Source organism: Prosthecobacter fluviatilis (assembly GCF_055388355.1).
In genome coordinates, this window is record NZ_AP043782.1 from 5,789,491 (window position 1) to 5,806,123 (window position 16,633).

At 64.7% G+C, this 16,633-nt stretch carries 12 protein-coding genes; 4 read left to right on the forward strand and 8 right to left on the reverse strand.

Features of this window, described 5'->3' with window-relative positions:
• Nucleotides 1–10 precede the first annotated feature (10 nt).
• The 5 genes from ACZ5WW_RS22660 to ACZ5WW_RS22680 all read right to left on the reverse strand — a co-directional run bounded on the left by ACZ5WW_RS22660 (nucleotide 11) and on the right by ACZ5WW_RS22680 (nucleotide 6,984).
• Nucleotides 11–2,077, reverse strand: a complete 2,067-nt coding sequence (locus ACZ5WW_RS22660; RefSeq protein WP_377163184.1) for an ABC transporter ATP-binding protein — start codon at nucleotides 2,075–2,077, stop codon at nucleotides 11–13.
• An 897-nt stretch (nucleotides 2,078–2,974) separates the two neighbouring features.
• Nucleotides 2,975–3,439: a response regulator gene (locus ACZ5WW_RS22665; protein ID WP_377163186.1), complete on the reverse strand. Its 465-nt coding sequence runs from the start codon at nucleotides 3,437–3,439 to the stop codon at nucleotides 2,975–2,977.
• Nucleotides 3,440–3,482: 43 nt separating this feature from the next.
• Nucleotides 3,483–3,713 carry a hypothetical protein gene (locus ACZ5WW_RS22670; protein WP_377163188.1) on the reverse strand — a complete coding sequence of 77 codons (231 nt, stop codon included), beginning with the start codon at nucleotides 3,711–3,713 and terminating at the stop codon, nucleotides 3,483–3,485.
• Between the two features lie 1,124 nt (nucleotides 3,714–4,837).
• A complete protein-coding gene (locus tag ACZ5WW_RS22675; RefSeq protein WP_377163190.1) occupies nucleotides 4,838–5,524 on the reverse strand; it encodes a response regulator in 687 nt (228 codons plus the stop codon).
• Nucleotides 5,521–6,984, reverse strand: coding sequence for a sensor histidine kinase (locus ACZ5WW_RS22680; protein WP_377163192.1), 1,464 nt, complete (start codon nucleotides 6,982–6,984; stop codon nucleotides 5,521–5,523). Before ACZ5WW_RS22680 ends, ACZ5WW_RS22675 begins: the two co-directional genes overlap by 4 nt.
• A 302-nt stretch (nucleotides 6,985–7,286) precedes the next feature.
• Between ACZ5WW_RS22680 and ACZ5WW_RS22685 the strand changes: the two genes are divergently transcribed.
• The gene (locus ACZ5WW_RS22685; RefSeq protein ID WP_377163194.1) at nucleotides 7,287–8,441 is read left to right on the forward strand and encodes a 3-dehydroquinate synthase; all 1,155 of its coding nucleotides are present in this window, start codon (nucleotides 7,287–7,289) and stop codon (nucleotides 8,439–8,441) included.
• A gap of 273 nt (nucleotides 8,442–8,714) precedes the next feature.
• Here the strand turns inward: ACZ5WW_RS22685 and ACZ5WW_RS22690 are convergent, their stop codons facing one another.
• Complete coding sequence (locus tag ACZ5WW_RS22690) at nucleotides 8,715–10,466, reverse strand: SMP-30/gluconolactonase/LRE family protein (protein WP_377163196.1); 1,752 nt, start codon at nucleotides 10,464–10,466, stop codon at nucleotides 8,715–8,717.
• Nucleotides 10,467–10,720: 254 nt separating this feature from the next.
• Between ACZ5WW_RS22690 and ACZ5WW_RS22695 the strand changes: the two genes are divergently transcribed.
• The 3 genes from ACZ5WW_RS22695 (at nucleotide 10,721) to ACZ5WW_RS22705 (ending at nucleotide 12,530) form a co-directional block, all read left to right on the forward strand.
• Complete coding sequence (locus tag ACZ5WW_RS22695) at nucleotides 10,721–11,404, forward strand: lipoate--protein ligase family protein (RefSeq protein ID WP_377163198.1); 684 nt, start codon at nucleotides 10,721–10,723, stop codon at nucleotides 11,402–11,404.
• Entirely contained in the window at nucleotides 11,374–11,754 is a 381-nt protein-coding gene (locus ACZ5WW_RS22700) for a gamma-glutamylcyclotransferase family protein (protein ID WP_377163200.1), read from the forward strand. Before ACZ5WW_RS22695 ends, ACZ5WW_RS22700 begins: the two co-directional genes overlap by 31 nt.
• 131 nt (nucleotides 11,755–11,885) lie before the next feature.
• Nucleotides 11,886–12,530, forward strand: a complete 645-nt coding sequence (locus ACZ5WW_RS22705) for a transposase (protein ID WP_377163202.1) — start codon at nucleotides 11,886–11,888, stop codon at nucleotides 12,528–12,530.
• A 60-nt stretch (nucleotides 12,531–12,590) separates the two neighbouring features.
• On the opposite strand, the gene rpoD is transcribed toward ACZ5WW_RS22705, so the two are convergent.
• Together rpoD and dnaG are read right to left on the reverse strand one after the other, a co-directional pair.
• Complete coding sequence (rpoD, locus tag ACZ5WW_RS22710) at nucleotides 12,591–14,444, reverse strand: RNA polymerase sigma factor RpoD (RefSeq protein ID WP_377163204.1); 1,854 nt, start codon at nucleotides 14,442–14,444, stop codon at nucleotides 12,591–12,593.
• Between the two features lie 35 nt (nucleotides 14,445–14,479).
• Complete coding sequence (dnaG, locus tag ACZ5WW_RS22715; protein WP_377163206.1) at nucleotides 14,480–16,330, reverse strand: DNA primase; 1,851 nt, start codon at nucleotides 16,328–16,330, stop codon at nucleotides 14,480–14,482.
• Between the last annotated feature and the right edge of the window lie 303 nt (nucleotides 16,331–16,633).

The following is a 16,633-nucleotide window of genomic DNA, read 5'->3' on the forward strand; positions in this document are numbered from 1 at the left end:
TGAGCCTCCTTCAGTCTTTGGATTTTTCCTCCTCAGCTTCTTCTTCAACGTCCTCTTCGGCTTCTTCTTCCTCGCTTTCCTCCTCGTCAGATTCCTCTTCGCTCTCTTCGGCTTCTTCCTCCTCCTCCTCTTCCTCAGACTCTTCTTCTTCTTCTTCTTCTTCTTCTTCTTCCACGGCGTGGGCAAAGGCGGCAAACCAGCCGCCGGCTTCGGTCAGGGCCTGGGGCGTGCCCTGCTCCAGGATGCCGCCGCCGCCGAGCACGTACACGTGGTCCGCGTCATGCACCATGCTGAAGCGGTGGGCGATGATGATGATGGTGCAGGTGCTGCGCAGCTGGTGGATGGCGTGGCGCACCTCGGCCTCGGTGTTGTAGTCCAGGTTGGCGGTGGCTTCGTCGAGCACGAGGATTTTCGGGCGGCTGAGCAGCACGCGGGCGATCTGCACGCGCTGGCGCTCGCCCACGCTGAGGCCCATGCCGTTCTGGCCGATCTGCGTCTGCAGCCCCTTGGGCAGGCGCTCCACCAGGTTCTTCAGGCCGGTCTGCTCCACGGCCTTCATGATCTCGGCGTCGGTGACGTCCGGCTTTTTGTAGCGCAGGTTGTAGGCGAGCGTGCCGCGAAAGATGGCGCCGTCTGCCGCCACCATGCCGATGTGGCTGCGCAGGCTGGAGGGGTCCAGGGCGCTGAGAGGCTGGCCGTCGATGAGGATCTCCCCCTGCTGCGGCTCATACAGCTTGAGCAGCAGGTCCACCGCCGTGGTCTTGCCCGCGCCGCTGCCGCCCACGATGGCGGTGATCTTTCCGGGCTCAAAGGTCATGCAGAGCGACTGCAGCACCTGGTGGTCCTCCACGTAGGCAAAGCTCACGTCCTTGAACTCCACCCTGCCATTCTCAATGAGCAGCGGCTTGCCGGCCTTTTCGCCGGTCTTGTTTTCCAGCAGGCGGAAGGCGCGTGAGATGGAGGCGATGTGCTGCTGGGTGTTCACCCACAGGCTGCAAAGCTCGTCGATGGGCGAATACAGGCGGTCCAGGTAGGCGACGAACATGACCACATCTCCCGGCGTGAGCTTGTGGATGAGCGCGAGGTAGCCGCCGCAGCCGAGCACCATGGCCGTGGCCACATGGCTGAGCACGCCCTCCCAGAAACCAAACTTGTTGGAGAGCTTCGTGCGCTCCACGTAGTTGTCATACGCGCCGCTGGAGATGCGGCGGTACTCCTCCACCTCCCGTGCCTCCGCGCCGCTGAGCTTCACGGTCTTGATGCCTTCGAGCGCGGTGTTGATGCGGGCGCTCACATCCTCCCAGCGCTCGTAGTAGGTGTTGAGGCCGGTCTCGAGCTTCTGGGAGGAGCGCCAGGCGATGACGAGGTAAACGGGGATCAGCGACACCGAGATGAGGGCCAGCGTGGTGTTCTGATAAAACATGATGGCCATGATGCCGACGAGGCTGATGACCTCCGGCAGGATCTGCTGCGAAAACGCGCCCACGATGGCGCTCACCTCCTCGCTCTGGTCGATCTGCTTGGCGATGGCCGCCGGGGCACGCTTGCCGAAAAAGCCCAGCGGCAGCCGCAGCACATGGGCAAAGGCGCCCTGGATGAACTCCTGCTCGATGTCGCAGTCGAGCTGCGCCTTTTTGTTTTCGGCATACAGCCAGAGGATGTAGCTGAGCACATTCACACCCAGCATGAGCAGCACTGCGTAGAGCAGCGTGTGGATGGCCTCTCCCGGGGTGCGCTCCGCCACGTGCTCCTGGGTGTGGGGCTTTTTCTCGTGCGTCTTTTTGGTGGGGGGCGGCAGGTGGTGGGTGTCCGGGTGCTGCGCGGAGCGGATCTTCTGCCGCAGGAAATCCTCCACCGGGCTGTCGCTGGTCTCCAGCTCCTCGCCTGCGGCTGCCCTGGCCTTGTCATTGGCGTGTTTGACGAAGAGCCCGGCGATGTCGTTGATGGCCTCGCGGTAGATCAGGGGCTCCACCAGGGCGGCGCCGGTGCTCAGCAGGGTGATGAAGGCGACGACCAGAAGCCTGCCACGGTGAGGCGAGACGAGTCTCCAGAGGTGCTGCAGGACATCCTTCTTCATGGACACGGAGATACAATGAAGAGCGGCCCGTCTGCGCAACCAGTATTCCGCACCGGCAACTGAAAACACGGGCATGAAAATGCAGGATGGGCGTGGCGCAAGCCCGCCCGTCCCTCAGCGTGTGGCGACGCACAAAGGCATGCGAACGTCCCTCAGCGCACGGCAAACGCAATGGCCTGCGAACGTCCTCGCAGTCGGGCGGTTTGGCGGAGAGCGCGGTGGAGCATCGGAAAGTACCACTCGCCAAACACACCCAACCTACGGCCTGAGCGCCTGCCCCATCGTAGGATGGGTGTGGCGTAAGCCCGACCGTCCCACAGCGTGTGGCGACGCACAAAGGCATGCGAACGTCCCTCAGCGCACGGCAAACGCAATGGCCTGCGAACGCCCTCGCAGTCGGGCGGTTTGGCGGAGAGCGCGGTGGAGCATCGGAAAGTACCACTCGCCAAACACACCCAACCTACGGCCTGAGCGCCTGCCCCATCGTAGCATGGGTGTGGCGAAAGCCCGCCCGTCCCTCAGCATGTGGCGACGCACAAAGGCATGCGAACGTCCCTCAGCGCACGGCAAACGCAATGGCCTGCGAACGCCCTCGCAGTCGGGCGGTTTGGCGGAGGGGGCGGTGGAGCATCGGAAAGTACCACTCGCCAAACACACCCAACCTACGGCCTGAGCGCCTGCCCCATCGTAGCATGGGTGTGGCGAAAGCCCGCCCGTCCCTCAGCATGTGGCGACGCACAAAGGCATGCGAACGCCCATCAGCGCACGGCAAACGCAATGGCGTGCGAACGTCCTCGCAGTCGGGAGGTTTGGCGGAGGGGGCTTGAATGCGGGAGAGGGCGCTGCATTCGCCAAACACACCCAACCTACACCCGGCGCGCTGCCGGATGGGTGGCCTCACAGCGCTGCCGAGGCGGCCACCCAGTCCACGGGAGACCACCTGGTGCCTGCCGTGAGGCCGGGCCTCGGCTGGGGGTGAAAGCAGTGGCCGCCGGCCAGCACCTGGCGCACGGCGTCCAGCTTGGCGGCGGGGCTGCTGCTTTCCAGCACGCAGCCGTGGGCGCCCGCCCGCAGCACCTGGCCGGTTTCCAGCCCTGCGTCCTGGCTGGAGACGATGAGAAACTTCAGGCCCGCATGCAGCACCTGGAGGTCTTTCACCAGCTGCAGCACCCGGTGCCCCGGCATGCTCAGGCTGATGAGGACGAGGTCCGGCCTCTGGGCGGTGATGGCGGCAAAGGAGCAGGAGGCGCAGGTCACGGCTGCTGCCAGGGTCAGGTCTGGCTGGTCTGCCAGCTCAGCGCGCAGGTCCGCAGCGCTGGCCGGATTGCTGTCCACGATGACGATTCGGTCTGGTTTTTTCATTTCAGGCGGCGTTGGGGGTTGGGGGTGGCGCGCGTCTGAAGTCTCACGACTCTGCCATGGGCAGGCCATCAAAGAATTGGAACAAAACCTTCGCTTTGACAGGCGGGTGAAAGCAGTCCGCCGCTGGCTCCGGTGGCTGCGGCGTGCCGCGGAGCATCTCATCAAAGGGATTCGCCGTGTCCTCAAGGTGCAGGCGGAGATCCGAAAAACTCGCGTGGGCGGCGGTGCAGCCTGGAGCCCAGCTCTGGGGGGGGAAGTACGACGACGATTTCATGGTTGCTGAATGTGCCGGTTGGTTGGAGGGACAACACGCCCACCATGCGGGTGGCCAGACATCCGGCCATCGTCGCTGGCGCCGTTTGCGCTTAGGCCACGGGCCTAGCCCTGTAGCGCCGTCTGAGGCTGCCTGTGGCGCCGGGCGGGAGTGAAGCTCGCGGGGCACAGAGGGCTGGCGCACGCCGTGCCGCGTCCGTGAAAAAACTTCGGTATGGTATGGAGTAGCACTTTATGGCACGCAAATAAAACGCTGCGCGGCGCTCCGGCCGTAGGTTGGGTGTGTTTGGCGTCAGGGGCGTGTTCATCCTCCACCGCGCTCTCCGCCAAACCGCCCGACTGCGAGGGTGCCCTTATACCATGATGCGATGAAAACGGGTCTGAAGGTGGAGGCACGATCCGACGGAGGGGGATCATCTTGATCCCCCCACCTGCAGCGTGTTCGTGGATGTGCGAGGGCGCAGGGCGATGCGGGAACGTGTGGGATCGGGACGATCCCACTCCGCCGGAGGCTTCGCCGCAGCGACGGAGGGGGATCATCTTGATCCCCCCACCTGCAGCGTGTTCGTGGATCTGCGAGGGCGCAGGGGGGATGCGGGAGCGTGTGGGATCGGGACGATCCCACTCCGCCGGAGGCTTCGCCGCAGCGACGGAGGGGGATCATCTTGATCCCCCCACCTGCAGCGTGTTCGTGGATCTGCGAGGGCGCAGGGGGGATGCGGGAGCGTGTGGGATCGGGACGATCCCACTCCTCCGGAGCCTTCGCCGCAGCGACGGAGGGGGATCATCTTGATCCCCGCACCTGCAGCGTGTTCGTGGATCTGCGAGGGCGCTGGGCGATGCGGGAACGTGTGGGATCGGGACGATCCCACTCCTCCGGAGCGCTGGCTGGCCGCATGGAATGCTGGCTTTCACCCCTGAGCCCCGTTTTCAGCTGTGCGTGGTATTGCGCCCCACTGGCTGCGGCACGCCCTGGCGTCCTAGCTTCCTGGCTTCCTGCCCATGCGCTGTGCGGACGTTCGCAAACCATTGCGTTTGCCACACGCTGATGGACGGGCGGGCTTGCGCCACACCCATCCTACGGGCACGGCGCTCCGGCTCCCACTGCGCGGCATCTGCGCCGCTTCACTTCAGCACGTCCCGCTGCGTCTCCACCCAGCGCACGGCCTGGCGGATCATTTCCGCGCTCGTCACAAAGCCCATCTTCTCCTTGATGTGGTCGCGGTGCACGGAGACGGTCTTGGGGCTCAGGTGCAGCTGCGCGGCGATCTCCTTGGCCGTCTGCCCCTGGCCAAAGAGCTCAAACACCTGAAACTCGCGGTCGCTCAGCTTCGTCAGCGGAGACTCGCTGGAGCCGCGTGGCCGTGGCGTGGCAAAGGACGCAGCGAGGTGCGCGGCCAGGCGCTCGCTCACGTACACGCCGCCGTCCAGCACCTTGTGGATGGCGTCCAGCAGCGCATTGCCGGGGCTGTCCTTGCCCACGTAGCCGCTGGCTCCGGCACGCAGCGCGCGCGCGGCGCAGAGCATCTCATCATGCATGGAGCTGACGATGATCTTGAGCCCGGGATGCAGCGCCGCGAGGTCCTTGATCAGCTCCAGCCCGCCGCGCCCGGGCATGTTGAGGTCGGTGATGAGCACGTCCGGCTTCTCATTCGTGACGAGCGCGAGCGCCTCCGCCTCATTGGCCGCCGTGCCGCAGATCTCAAAGTGCGGGTAGGCCTGCAGCAGGAAACGGTAGCCATTGATCACGGCCGGGTGGTCGTCCACGAGCACGAGGCGGTAGGTTTGGGTGGGGGTGTCGGTGGTTGTCATGGGGTGTGGGGAATGTGTACTGCGATGCGCGTGCCGCCTGCGGGGGGAGTGCCGTGCTCCATCTTGCCGCCCATCATCTCCGTGCGGTGCTGCATGATGCGGAAGCCGATGCCGCCGCCTTCGGAGGGCGCTTCCGGGAGGCCGCAGCCGTCGTCGTCGATCTCCAGCACCAGGCAGCCCTCACGGCGCTCCAGGCCGATGCGGATCTCGGCGGAGTCGGCGTGCTTCAGCGCGTTGTTCACCGCCTCCTGCGCGATCCGGTAAAGATTGCACGCCACCGCCTCGCTGATCTCCGCGACGGGCTCCGGGCACTCAAACACACAGCGCACACCGGAGCTGCGCGTGGTCACGTCTGCCAGCGCCTGCAGCGCGTGCTCCAGCCCCTGCTCCCACAGCGGCACCGGCGCCAGCCCGTGGGAGAGCCCGCGCACCTCCGCCAGCGTCTCGCGCAGGCTCTGGCTGGCATGCTGGGCGTGCTCCGCCAGGGCAGGGGACTTGGCCTGCAGCTCCTCATGCAGGCCGTTCATCGCCATCATCACCGCCGTGAGCTGCTGGCCGATGCCGTCGTGCAGCTCGTGCCCGATCCTGCGGCGCTCGTTTTCGGCGGAGTCGATCACCGCGCGCTCCAGCTCCACCCGCTCGCGCTCGCGGTCTGCCAGGCGCTGGGTCATCTTGATGAAAGCCTGGGAGAGCTCATGCACCTCGTCCCCGCCATGCACGGGCTCGATGCTGATGCTGCGCCCCTCGCCAAACTCGCGCACAGAGCGCGCCAGCCGCTCCAGCCGCCGCGCCACCCCAAAGTGCAGCGTGGCCCAGAGGCAGAGGCACATGAGGGCGATGACGGAGGCGGACCACGCCATGCGCGTGCGCGCGTCCTCATGCGCATGCGCCACGGCATCGGCGCGGTCATACACCAGCAGCAGCCAGTGCTTGCCCCGGGTGGCGAGCTCGATGGGGAAGGCCGCCAGCACGATGAAGTCCCCGCCGTCCAGCGTGGCGGACTCCAGGGTCTTGCCCGCCTTTTCCCGGGCACGTTTCCAGGCGCTGGCGGCGGGCGTCTCCTCCGCAGACACGCCCTCCCACTGCGCCGTGGAGCTGGCCAGGATCTTGCCAGACTCGTCCACCACGGCAGCCACGCGCAGCCAGGGGTCGTGCTTCCAGTCAGAGAGGCTCTCGCTCAGCGCCTTGATCTCCCCCTGCTGGAGGTGCTGCTGCGCCACCGGCGTGAGGCGCGCGCCGGCCGCCTCCGCCTGGGAGGTCACGTCACTGAAATTGCGCGCCATGTCGTTGGCCAGGTCCAGCTCATAGTCCAGCAGGGCAGACACCAGCCCCAGCACCAGCAGCAGGGCGGGGATCAGAAAGCGCAGCGGCGGGGGGAAGGCCACGGCGGCGGTGGCGGTGGCGTGGGGCGTCCACGCATCTCGGGCGCCGGGCAGGCTGGGCGGCGGGGCGGCATCCATCACATGCAGCCACGTTGGGGGTTGTCCTGGCGCTGGCGCAGAGGCGGGGGCGGTGGGGGGGAGTTCATGGCCGCACGCATGTTGCCCCTCCGGGGGTGCCCTTCTCAATCACCCCAGCAGGCTATTTTCCGCTGGTGCCCGTACAGGGGGGCTGCACCCCGCCGGGGTTGGGCAAAAATGCGCCATTCTTGGCCGGAATGGGGGCTGCGGGGGAAGAAACCGCATTCCGCCGCCGTACTCCCCTTTCCCTTTGACCTCAACCCCGGTCGGAGGCAAAGAATACGCCCCCCGTCCCCCCGTTAATGCTGGAGAAAAAAATCAGGCTAGAGCACACGCATCGCATCTTGTTCACGAGAGAAGTCTTTGCGCCCCGGAACCACGCCATCCGCGATCTCCTCCGCCTCGATCCGCCGCACAAGCTGCCCCGCGTGCTCGTGTTTGTGGACGAAGCCGTCGCCACCGCGAACCGCGACCTCATCGACGACATCATGGCCTACGGCCACGTGTATGCGGACACCTTCACCCTGGTGGACGACCCCATCGTCATCCCCGGCGGCGAGCCCTGCAAAAACGACTTTCGCCTGGTGGAGTGCTGCTGGGACGCCATCAATGAAGCCGCGCTGGACCGCCACAGCTACGTCTTCGTCATCGGCGGCGGTGCCGCGCTGGACCTCGTGTGCTTTGCCGCCAGCACCGCGCACCGGGGCATCCGCCACGTGCGCTTTCCCACCACCACGCTCAGCCAGGGAGACGGCGGCGTGGGCGTGAAAAACGGCGTGAACTACTTTGGCAAAAAGAACTGGGTCGGCAGCTTTGCCGTGCCCTACGCCGTGGTGAACGACTTCGCCTTCCTGGAGTCCCTGCCCGCACGCGGCCGGCGCAACGGCATCATCGAAGCCATCAAGGTCGCGCTCATCCGTGATCGCGCCTTCTTCGAGCAGATCGAAGCCATGGCCCCAGACCTCGCCGCCCTCAAGCAGGAGGCGCTGGAGCAGGTCATCCAGCGCAGCGCCGAGCTGCACGTGGAGCACATCGCCACCGGCGGCGATCCCTTTGAGCTCGGCTCCGCCCGCCCGCTGGACTTTGGTCATTGGGCCGCGCACAAGCTCGAGCAGATCTCCAAATTCACCGTGGCCCATGGCGAAGCCGTCGCCATCGGCATGGCCGTGGACCTCGTGTACTCCCGCATGCAGGGCATCCTGGATGAAGCCACCTGCGAGCGCGTGCTCAGCCTCATCGAGCGCATCGGCTTCGCCACCACCTCCCCTTATTTGATGAACACCGGCCGCTCCGGCGAGCCCGCCATCCTCGAAGGCCTCGAAGAATTCCGCGAACACCTCGGCGGCGAACTCACCGTGACCCTCGTCCCCGAGATCGGCACCAAGCTGGAAGTCCACGAAATGAACCGCGTGAAGATCCTCAACGCCGTGGTGGAGCTGCAGAAGCGCGCTGCGTAAAGGTACGACAGGCATTGCCTCACTGCGTTCGCCCTGCGGGCAGCCTGCGGCTGGCTATTTGCCTTCGGCGGTCTTCGACCCGCTGCGCTCCGGTTCCTGCCTGTCGATCAGTGCCCACGCAACCTGCCCAAGCGTCCGCACTACGGCCAGCCATTCGCACGCGAAGTAGCACGGGCAATCCTGCCCGTGAAGAAGGCGCTCACTGCGGGCAGGATTGCCCGCGCTACCCCAGGCGTCCGTAGTAGAATGGGCGATGCCCGCGCTACTGCCAGCCTACAGCCTCGGCTTCTCCGGCTTGATCGTGGCGTCCGTAGAGCGTACGCCCTTCACCTGCGTCTTGCGTTTGAAGACCTTGTCGCCGTTGCAGGCGTAGAGCTCGTCGAAGTTCGCTCCGCCAAAGACCACGTTGGCCAGCCACTTGCGCTGCGGCTTGGCGATGATGCCGTTCACGCGCCCGGCCTGGTCGCAGAACTGGATGCCTGCGTGCGTGGCCACGTAGAGGCGGCCTTTGCTGTCCAGCGTCATGCCATCGGCGCCGCTTTCCATGACTCCATCGGGGATGCGCAGGTGGTGGTAGGGCTGCTTGGCGGAGAGCGTGCCATCGGCCTCGATGTGGTAGCTCCACACAAACTGCCCGCGCATGTCCGCCACCAGCAGCAGGCTCTGGTCGGGCGAAAGGCGGATGCCATTCGGGAAGGCGATGCCGCCTTTGTCATTCGTGTCCACCACGCTCTTCTCGCCGTTCGGTTTGATGAGCCACACCTGCTTGTGCGGCGGATCGGTCACGTAGAGATTGCCGTTCTGGCCGATGCACAGGTCGTTCGATTCGATGCCCTCGGCGATCACGCTCATCTTGCCGGCTTCATCGTAGGCCACGATCTGCTTGTTGCCATTCGCGCAGGCAAAGAGGCGGCCGTCCGGGCCGAACATGAGGCCGTTGGCCTTGCCGGTGTTTCCGGCAAAGACGCTCACCGTGCCGTCCAGCGCTACCTTGTGGATGCGGCTGTTTGGGATGTCGGTGAAGAAGACCTCGCCCTTCGCATTAGCCGCCGGGCCTTCGGTGAAGCCGTAGCCCTCTCCCACGAGCTGCCATTCGCTACCAGTTCCCAGCACTTCCATCACCGGAGCGCGTGAGCCTGTGCCCTTGGTCACGGCCTTGGGCCAGTCCTTCCACAGCCAGCGCATGGCATCGGGGAAAATGGCGGTGGCATGCTTGCCATTGTGGCCGCCGTCTCCCCACACGTGGTTCACTTCATAGCCTGCGAATTCAAAGGCGGAGAGCATCTCCTGGTTGGCCAGGAACCAGTTGCCGCCGGTGCCGTTGGCATCGTTGCTGCCGTCCTGCAGAAAGACGCGCAGGGCCTTGGGCTCGGCCTTGCGGATCATCACCGGGTAGTCGTTGCCGCCGCGCTGGTCCACGTAGGTGCCGATGCTGCTGAACACGCGGCTGAAGGCCTCGGGCCGCTCCCACGCGGCGGTGAAGGCGGCGATGGCCCCGCTGCTGCTGCCGCCGATGCTGCGGTCGTTGCCCTCGTGCGAGAGGCGGATGGGGCGGCCGTCCGGCAGCGTGATCTTTTCCACCTCGGGCAGCAGCTCCTCGAGGATGAAGCGCGCGTAGTTCTCGCCCAGGCCGTCGTATTCCACGCTGCGGTTGTAGCGGTCCAGCTGCGTTGCGGGATCTGCCGCCGGGACGCGGCCATGCATCACAAAGACGCCGATGATGATGGGGATCTCCTTTTTGGCGATGAGATTGTCAAACACCACAGGCGCGAGGTTTTGAATGCCGTCCTGGTTCACATGCACGCAGGCGGGTTTGTCGGGCGTGTATTGCTTGGGCACATACACCCAGTAGTCGCGCACGGTGCCGGGGAAGATCTTGCTGTTTTTGAATTCAAACTTCAGCACGTCGCCCTTTGGCACGCCTTCCTGCGGCTTGGAGTCGGGGCCGGGCTGGTAGTCGTCTGCGGCATGGGAGAGGACAGGGAGCAGGGACAGTGCGAGAGCGAGGAGGCAGGTTGGGCGCATGAGGCGGAGTGTGGGAAATCGGGGGACGGATGTCAAAGAAACATACCGTCTGAGGGAGGCCGGATTTTGCACCGCAGAGATGGGAAAGACGCAGAGATTTCCAGGCAGGTGCACCGGGGAGGCGCGGAGAATGAAGAGACTCTTCCGAAAAAAAACGCTGCGGCGTTCCGGCCTCTGCGGTGTTTCATTCCAGGACGTGGGTGAGATCAAAAACATCCTGGCTGCACCTGTGAAAATTTGCGGCATCATGAAGGGTGGATATTCACCAACCTCTCTTCAACGAACTCATCCTGCACCTCGACGCGCCGCCGCATGACGGCCCCTGGAACATGGCCGCCGATCAGGCCTGGCTGGAGCTGAGCGCGGTGCCGGTGCTGCGGGTGTATCGCTGGACGGAACCCACGGCGACCATCGGCTACGCGCAGAGTCTGACCAAGCTGGGCGATTCGCTGCCGCAGTGGCCCATCGTGCGGCGCTGGACGGGCGGTGGCGTGGTGCTGCATGACAACGACTACACCTATTCCGTCATCGTTCCCGCCGTGCATCCGTGGTCGCAGACCAACCCGCTCGAAAGCTACCGGCTCGTGCATGATTCCCTGGCGCGCGCGCTGGATGATGGCAGCCGCCTCGCGGGGATGGAGGACCTGATCGAAAACCCGTTCTGCTTTGTGGCGCCCGCTTTGCACGATGTGATTCGCGATAAAGTGAAAGTCTCCGGGGCAGGGCAGCGGCGCGGCAAGCTGGGGCTGCTGCACCAGGGCAGCGTGCAGCAGGTGACCCTGGGCGAAGACTTCTGGCCGCGCTGGGCCGCGCAACTGGCCGCCAACGTGCTCACCACTCACGAGATGCCGCCTGCCATGCTCAAGCGTGCGAATGAACTCACGCAAAAGCGCTACAGCCTCGCTTCGTGGTTGAACGAACGGGAGGACGCGCTGTGAGGACGCTGGTGTTTGTGTACGGCACGCTCAAACGTGGCGGCAGCAATCATGCGTGGATCGAGCAGCAGCAGTTTGTGGCGGAGGCGCGCACGGCTCCCGTTTACCGCATGTATGATCTGGGTGGGTATCCGGGCATGGTGCGGGATGAAAACGGCCTTTCCATCCATGGCGAGGTGTGGAGCGTGGACGAGGCAGGACTCATCAAGCTGGATGTGTTGGAAGACACCGACGGTGGTGAGTATGAGCGCGTGACGATGCAGCTCGAAGGCGAGTGGGCGACGAAGCGCGTGGAGGGGTACGTTTACCTGCGCAGTGTGGAGGGACGGCGGGACGTGGGCGAGAGGTGGTGAGGGGTAGCGCGGGCAATCTTGCCCGCAAAGAGGGCGCTCTACACGGGCAGGATTGCCCGTGCTACTGCTGGCTGCTTGGGGGCGTTGGCCGGCCTTTACGGGCAGGATTGCCCGTGCTACTTCAGATCCTCATGCTCTCCATCGGCCCGAAAGATTTTGTGCCTTTTGACTGGAATGCTGTCGCCCCGGGCTATCAGCGAAATCTGCCGCATATCACCCAGCCGGGCGTCATTTACTTCATCACATTCCGGCTCGCGGATGCCGTTCCAGCACCAGTGGCAGCGCGGTGGGGGCAGGAAAGAGATGCGTGGATGCAAAGCCATCCCAAACCCTGGGGAGAGCAGGAGGAAACCGAGTTCAGGCGATTGTTCACCCTCAGGATGGAGCGATGGATGGACGCCGGGCATGGCTCCTGCCTGCTGCGCCAGCCCATGCACCGCGAAGAGATGCAGCGCTGTCTGCTACATGGCGATGCCGTCCACTATGATCTCGGTGATTTCGTCATCATGCCAAATCACGTGCATCTGCTCTTGAAGCCGACGTGTCCCGGGCAGCTTCAAACGCTGCTCCGTCCCATCAAAGGCGTGAGCGCACGCAACATCAATCAAGCCTCGGGCTCTTCGGGCGCCTTGTGGCAGGGCGAATCTTTTGACCATATCATGCGCAGCTTGGACCAGTTGGAGCGTGTGCAGGAATACATTCGCCATAATCCAGTCAAAGCGGGGCTGAAACCGGATGAGTTTACTTATGTCCAGCGCTGGCAGGTCATGAAGTAGCGCGGGCAATCTTGCCCGCAAAGAGGGCGCACGACACGGGCAGGATTGCCCGTGCTACTATCACCCCGCGCCAAAGAAGCCGCCGAGCTTCCGGATGCGGGTCGGATGGCGCAGCTTGCGCAGCGCTTTCGCTTCGATCTGGCGGATGCGTTCGCGCGTCACCTGGAACTGCTTGCCCACTTCTTCCAGCGTGCGGCCGGCGCCGTCGCCGAGGCCGAAGCGCTGCTCCAGCACCTCGCGTTCGCGCGGGTTCAGGGTGTCCAGCACGTCGCGCAGCTTGTCGCGCAGCAGGTGCATGGCGGTGAGCTCCATGGGGTTGCTCGCCTCCTTGTCCTCGATGAAGTCGCCAAATTCGGTGTCGCCTTCGCTTTCGCCCACCTTGGCCTGCATGGACACGGGCTGCTGGGAGAGGCGCAGCACGGCGTTCACACGCTCGACGGGCAGGTGGATCTCCTCGGAGATTTCCTCCGGGGTCGGGTCGCGGCCCAGCTCCTGCAGCAGCTGCTTGTGCACGCGCATGAGCTTGTTGATCGTTTCGATCATGTGCACCGGGATGCGGATGGTGCGCGCCTGATCCGCGATGCTGCGGGTGATGGCCTGCCTGATCCACCAGGTGGCGTAGGTGCTGAACTTGTAGCCGCGCTGGTACTCAAACTTTTCCACCGCGCGCATGAGGCCCATGTTCCCCTCCTGAATGAGGTCGAGGAAGGACAGGCCGCGATTGGTGTACTTTTTGGCGATGGAGATGACCAGCCGCAGGTTGGCCTCGATCATCTCGGTCTTCGCACGGGTGGAGCCCGCCACATGCTTGAGCGTGTCAGTGATGAGCGTGCGGTAGTCCGCCGCTGTCATCCACGACTCCAGCTCAAAGGTGCTGATGGCCTCCTGGGCCTCCTCGTTGCCGGGCTGCTCCTTGAGGTTGCGCTCCAGGTTGCCGAGATCGGTCAGGCGCTGCTGCAGCAGGGTCACGAAGTCTTCCGTGATCTTGGACTTGAAGTAAAACTTCTCGCAGGTGCGGAAAAAGGCGGTGCGCAGGGTTTCAAACTCCTCCTGCGCGGCGGCTTTCTTGCGCGGGCCGGCCTGGACGAGGGCGGTGAAGGCCTTGCTGGTCTTTTCGTGCGTCTCACGCGCCTGGTCGAGCAGCGGCTTCAGTTTCTTGAAGTAAGCGTCGCGTTCGTCCGCCTTGCGGTCGCTCACGAGGCGGTCAAAGCGCTCCACGCCGTTGCACAGCGCTTCGGCAAACTGCAGGTAGGCCTGGCCGATGAAGCCGATGGTGTGCAGGCACTGACGCAGGCTGAGGTCCGCCTTTTCGATGCGCTTGGAGATGTTGATCTCCTGCTCGCGGGTGAGCAGGGGCACCTGGCCCATCTGGCGCAGGTACATGCGCACCGGGTCATCAAAGACATCCAGCCTGGCGGAGGCCGCGTCACGCTCCGCCGTGATGCGCTCACGAGCGGCCGATTTGGCGATGCCGTCCACATCGTCGGTGATTTTGATTTCCATCGCGCGCAGCCGCGTGATGAGGGCGTCCATCAGATCCGGGGTGACGAATCCTGGGGGCAGGGCCTCGTTGATGTCGTCCCAGGTCAGGTGGTCATGCTCACGCGCCGTGCGGATGAGGTCGCGCAGCCGCGCCTGCACATCCGGGGAGTGGATGTCGTCATGCGTGGTGTTCGCATAGTGGGTGATGCCCCCTGTGTGGCCGTTCTTGGGCGGGCGTCCCCTCCGGCGTTTGAGCGGCTGGCCATCCGGCCCCACCTGGGAGGCGGGCTGCTCTTTGGGCGGGTGGATGCGGGGCCTGCCACGGCCGCGCTTTTGAGGTGCCGCCGAGTCTTCGGCAGCAGCAGGCTCGCCTGCCTTTCCGGCTGCGTTGCGAGAATGGGATCCGTTCAGTGGTTTTTTGGAGACAGCCATACTTACCTCGGTGGGGGTGCCGGAGCCTGGGTCAGTCAGGGGGAGAAACTATTCGGGGCGGGTTTCGTACGGTCAAGGCATTCTTTGCGCCTTGCGATGAGTTCTATCACCCTCTCCTGCAACTCTGTGATCTCTGCCGCGGAGAGCCCTGGCTGCCGCTGTTTGGCCTGCAGGCCCAGGATGAGGTTGTGCAGCCGCGCGATCTCCAGGGCGTCCATCGCGTGCTTGGCCTCCTCCAGCCCGCCAGCCGGGCGCGGGCTCACCTGCAGCTGGGCAAAGGCTGCCTCCTGGTGCCGCTCCAGCCCGGCAAAGAAGGCGAGCTGGGAGGCCTCCTCCAGCGGGTCGTGGCGGCTGTGCACCAGCAGGGCCAGCAGCTCGGTGCCGGGCACCGCATTGAGCAGCTCCTCAAAGTCCGCCTCGCGCAGCCAGTACATCACCTCCGCATCCGTCAGGGCCATCTGGCACAGCAGCAGGGCGGTCTTGTGCTGGGAGGCGAGCAGCTTTTTGGCCTCATCCACCACATTGGCGCCCGAGGCCGCAGCCTGCGGGGCGCCCTGGCCGTTTTTGGCCTCCTTGGCAGCCCGGTTCACCATGGCGGTGAGCTGCTCCTCGGAGATTTCCAGCAGCTTGGCCACCTTGTTCACGGCGGTGATGCGCTGGGCCACACCTGAGAAGATGCTGATGGCCGCCGCGACCTGGTCTGCCATGCGCACGCGCTCCACCATGCTGTCAGATTTGGCGCTGGCCCGCAGGCGGCTTATCTGGTACTCCAGAAAGTCCGTAGCCCCCCCCAGCACCTCCTGCAGCGCCTCCGTGCCCTGCTTGCGCAGCAGCGAGTCGGGGTCCTCCCCCTGCGGCAGCGAGGCCACCTTCACCGTCAGCCCGATGGGGGAGAGGATCTGAAAGGCGCGCTCGGCCGCCTTGTAGCCCGCGTTGTCGGAGTCATAGCAGAGCACGACTTCATTGCAGACGCGCTTGAGCAGCTTGGCGTGCAGCTCCGTGAAGGCGGTGCCTTGCCCTGCCACCACGTTTTGGAAGCCCGCCTCATAGACCATGATCATGTCGATCTGCCCCTCGCACACGATGGCCTCGCCTGCCTTGGAGATGGCGCGCTTGGAGCGGTCAAAGCCAAAGAGCACCTTGCTCTTGCTGAAGAGCGCGGTCTCCGGGGAGTTCAGGTACTTGGCGGTCTTGGCCTCGGGGTCCAGCACACGCCCGCTGAAGGCGATCACGTCCCCATGATCATTGCGGATGGGGAACATCAGCCGGTCGCGGAAGCGCGGGTAGGCCCCCCGGCGGCCCGAGTCTTCGTCGCTCTGCACAAAGATGCCGGCCTCCACGAGGACGCTCTCGGGGATCCGCGCCTTCTGGGCCCATTCGCGGAAAAAGGCGCCGTGTGGCGGGGCGTAGCCCATCTGCCAGTTCTTGGCCACGGCGGCCGTGATGCCGCGTGACTTCAGGTAGTCGCGCGCCGGCGCGGCGATTTTGTGCTTCATCAGCAGCTGGTGGAACCATTCTGCGATCTCCCGGTGCGCCCGCAGCAGCAGGCTGCGGTGCTTGGCCTCCGCCTCCGCGTTCGCGTCCCACACCTCCTCCTCGATGCGGATGCCCGCGGCATCCGCCAGGCGCTTGACCGCCTCCACAAATGACAGGCCGTCGTGCTCCATCACAAACCGGATCGCGGTGCCGCCCGCACCACAGCCAAAGCAGTGGTAGGTGTTGCGCGAGGGGCTGACGTTGAAGGAAGGCGTGCGCTCATTGTGGAAAGGGCACAGGCCGAGGTAGTTCGTGCCCGCCTTGCGCAGCTTCACGGAACGCCCCACCAAGGCCACGATGTCCGTGGCGGCAATGACTTGCTGGATGGTTTCTTCCGGGATGCGAGACATGTCAGGTGCGGGACAGTGTTGAGGGGGGACGCACCCGCAACTGGTGATGCAGTGGCAGACGCCAAATATCCGCCCAACCAGCGCAGGCACCTTATGGGGGAGATGCCTTTATTTCTAATAAAGAAAAAACGAGGGGCGGTCTTCCTTCAAAATTTACCCATCAACAAGCCATTCCCCAATGGCTCTGAATCAGTGGGTTAGAACAAAGTAAGCAATAAGTTCAGAAAATAACGGCGGTCTCACACCCGCGCGTTAGGCCCAACCTTTTTGTCTCCCGCAGCCCTCAGATCATTCAACCATAAG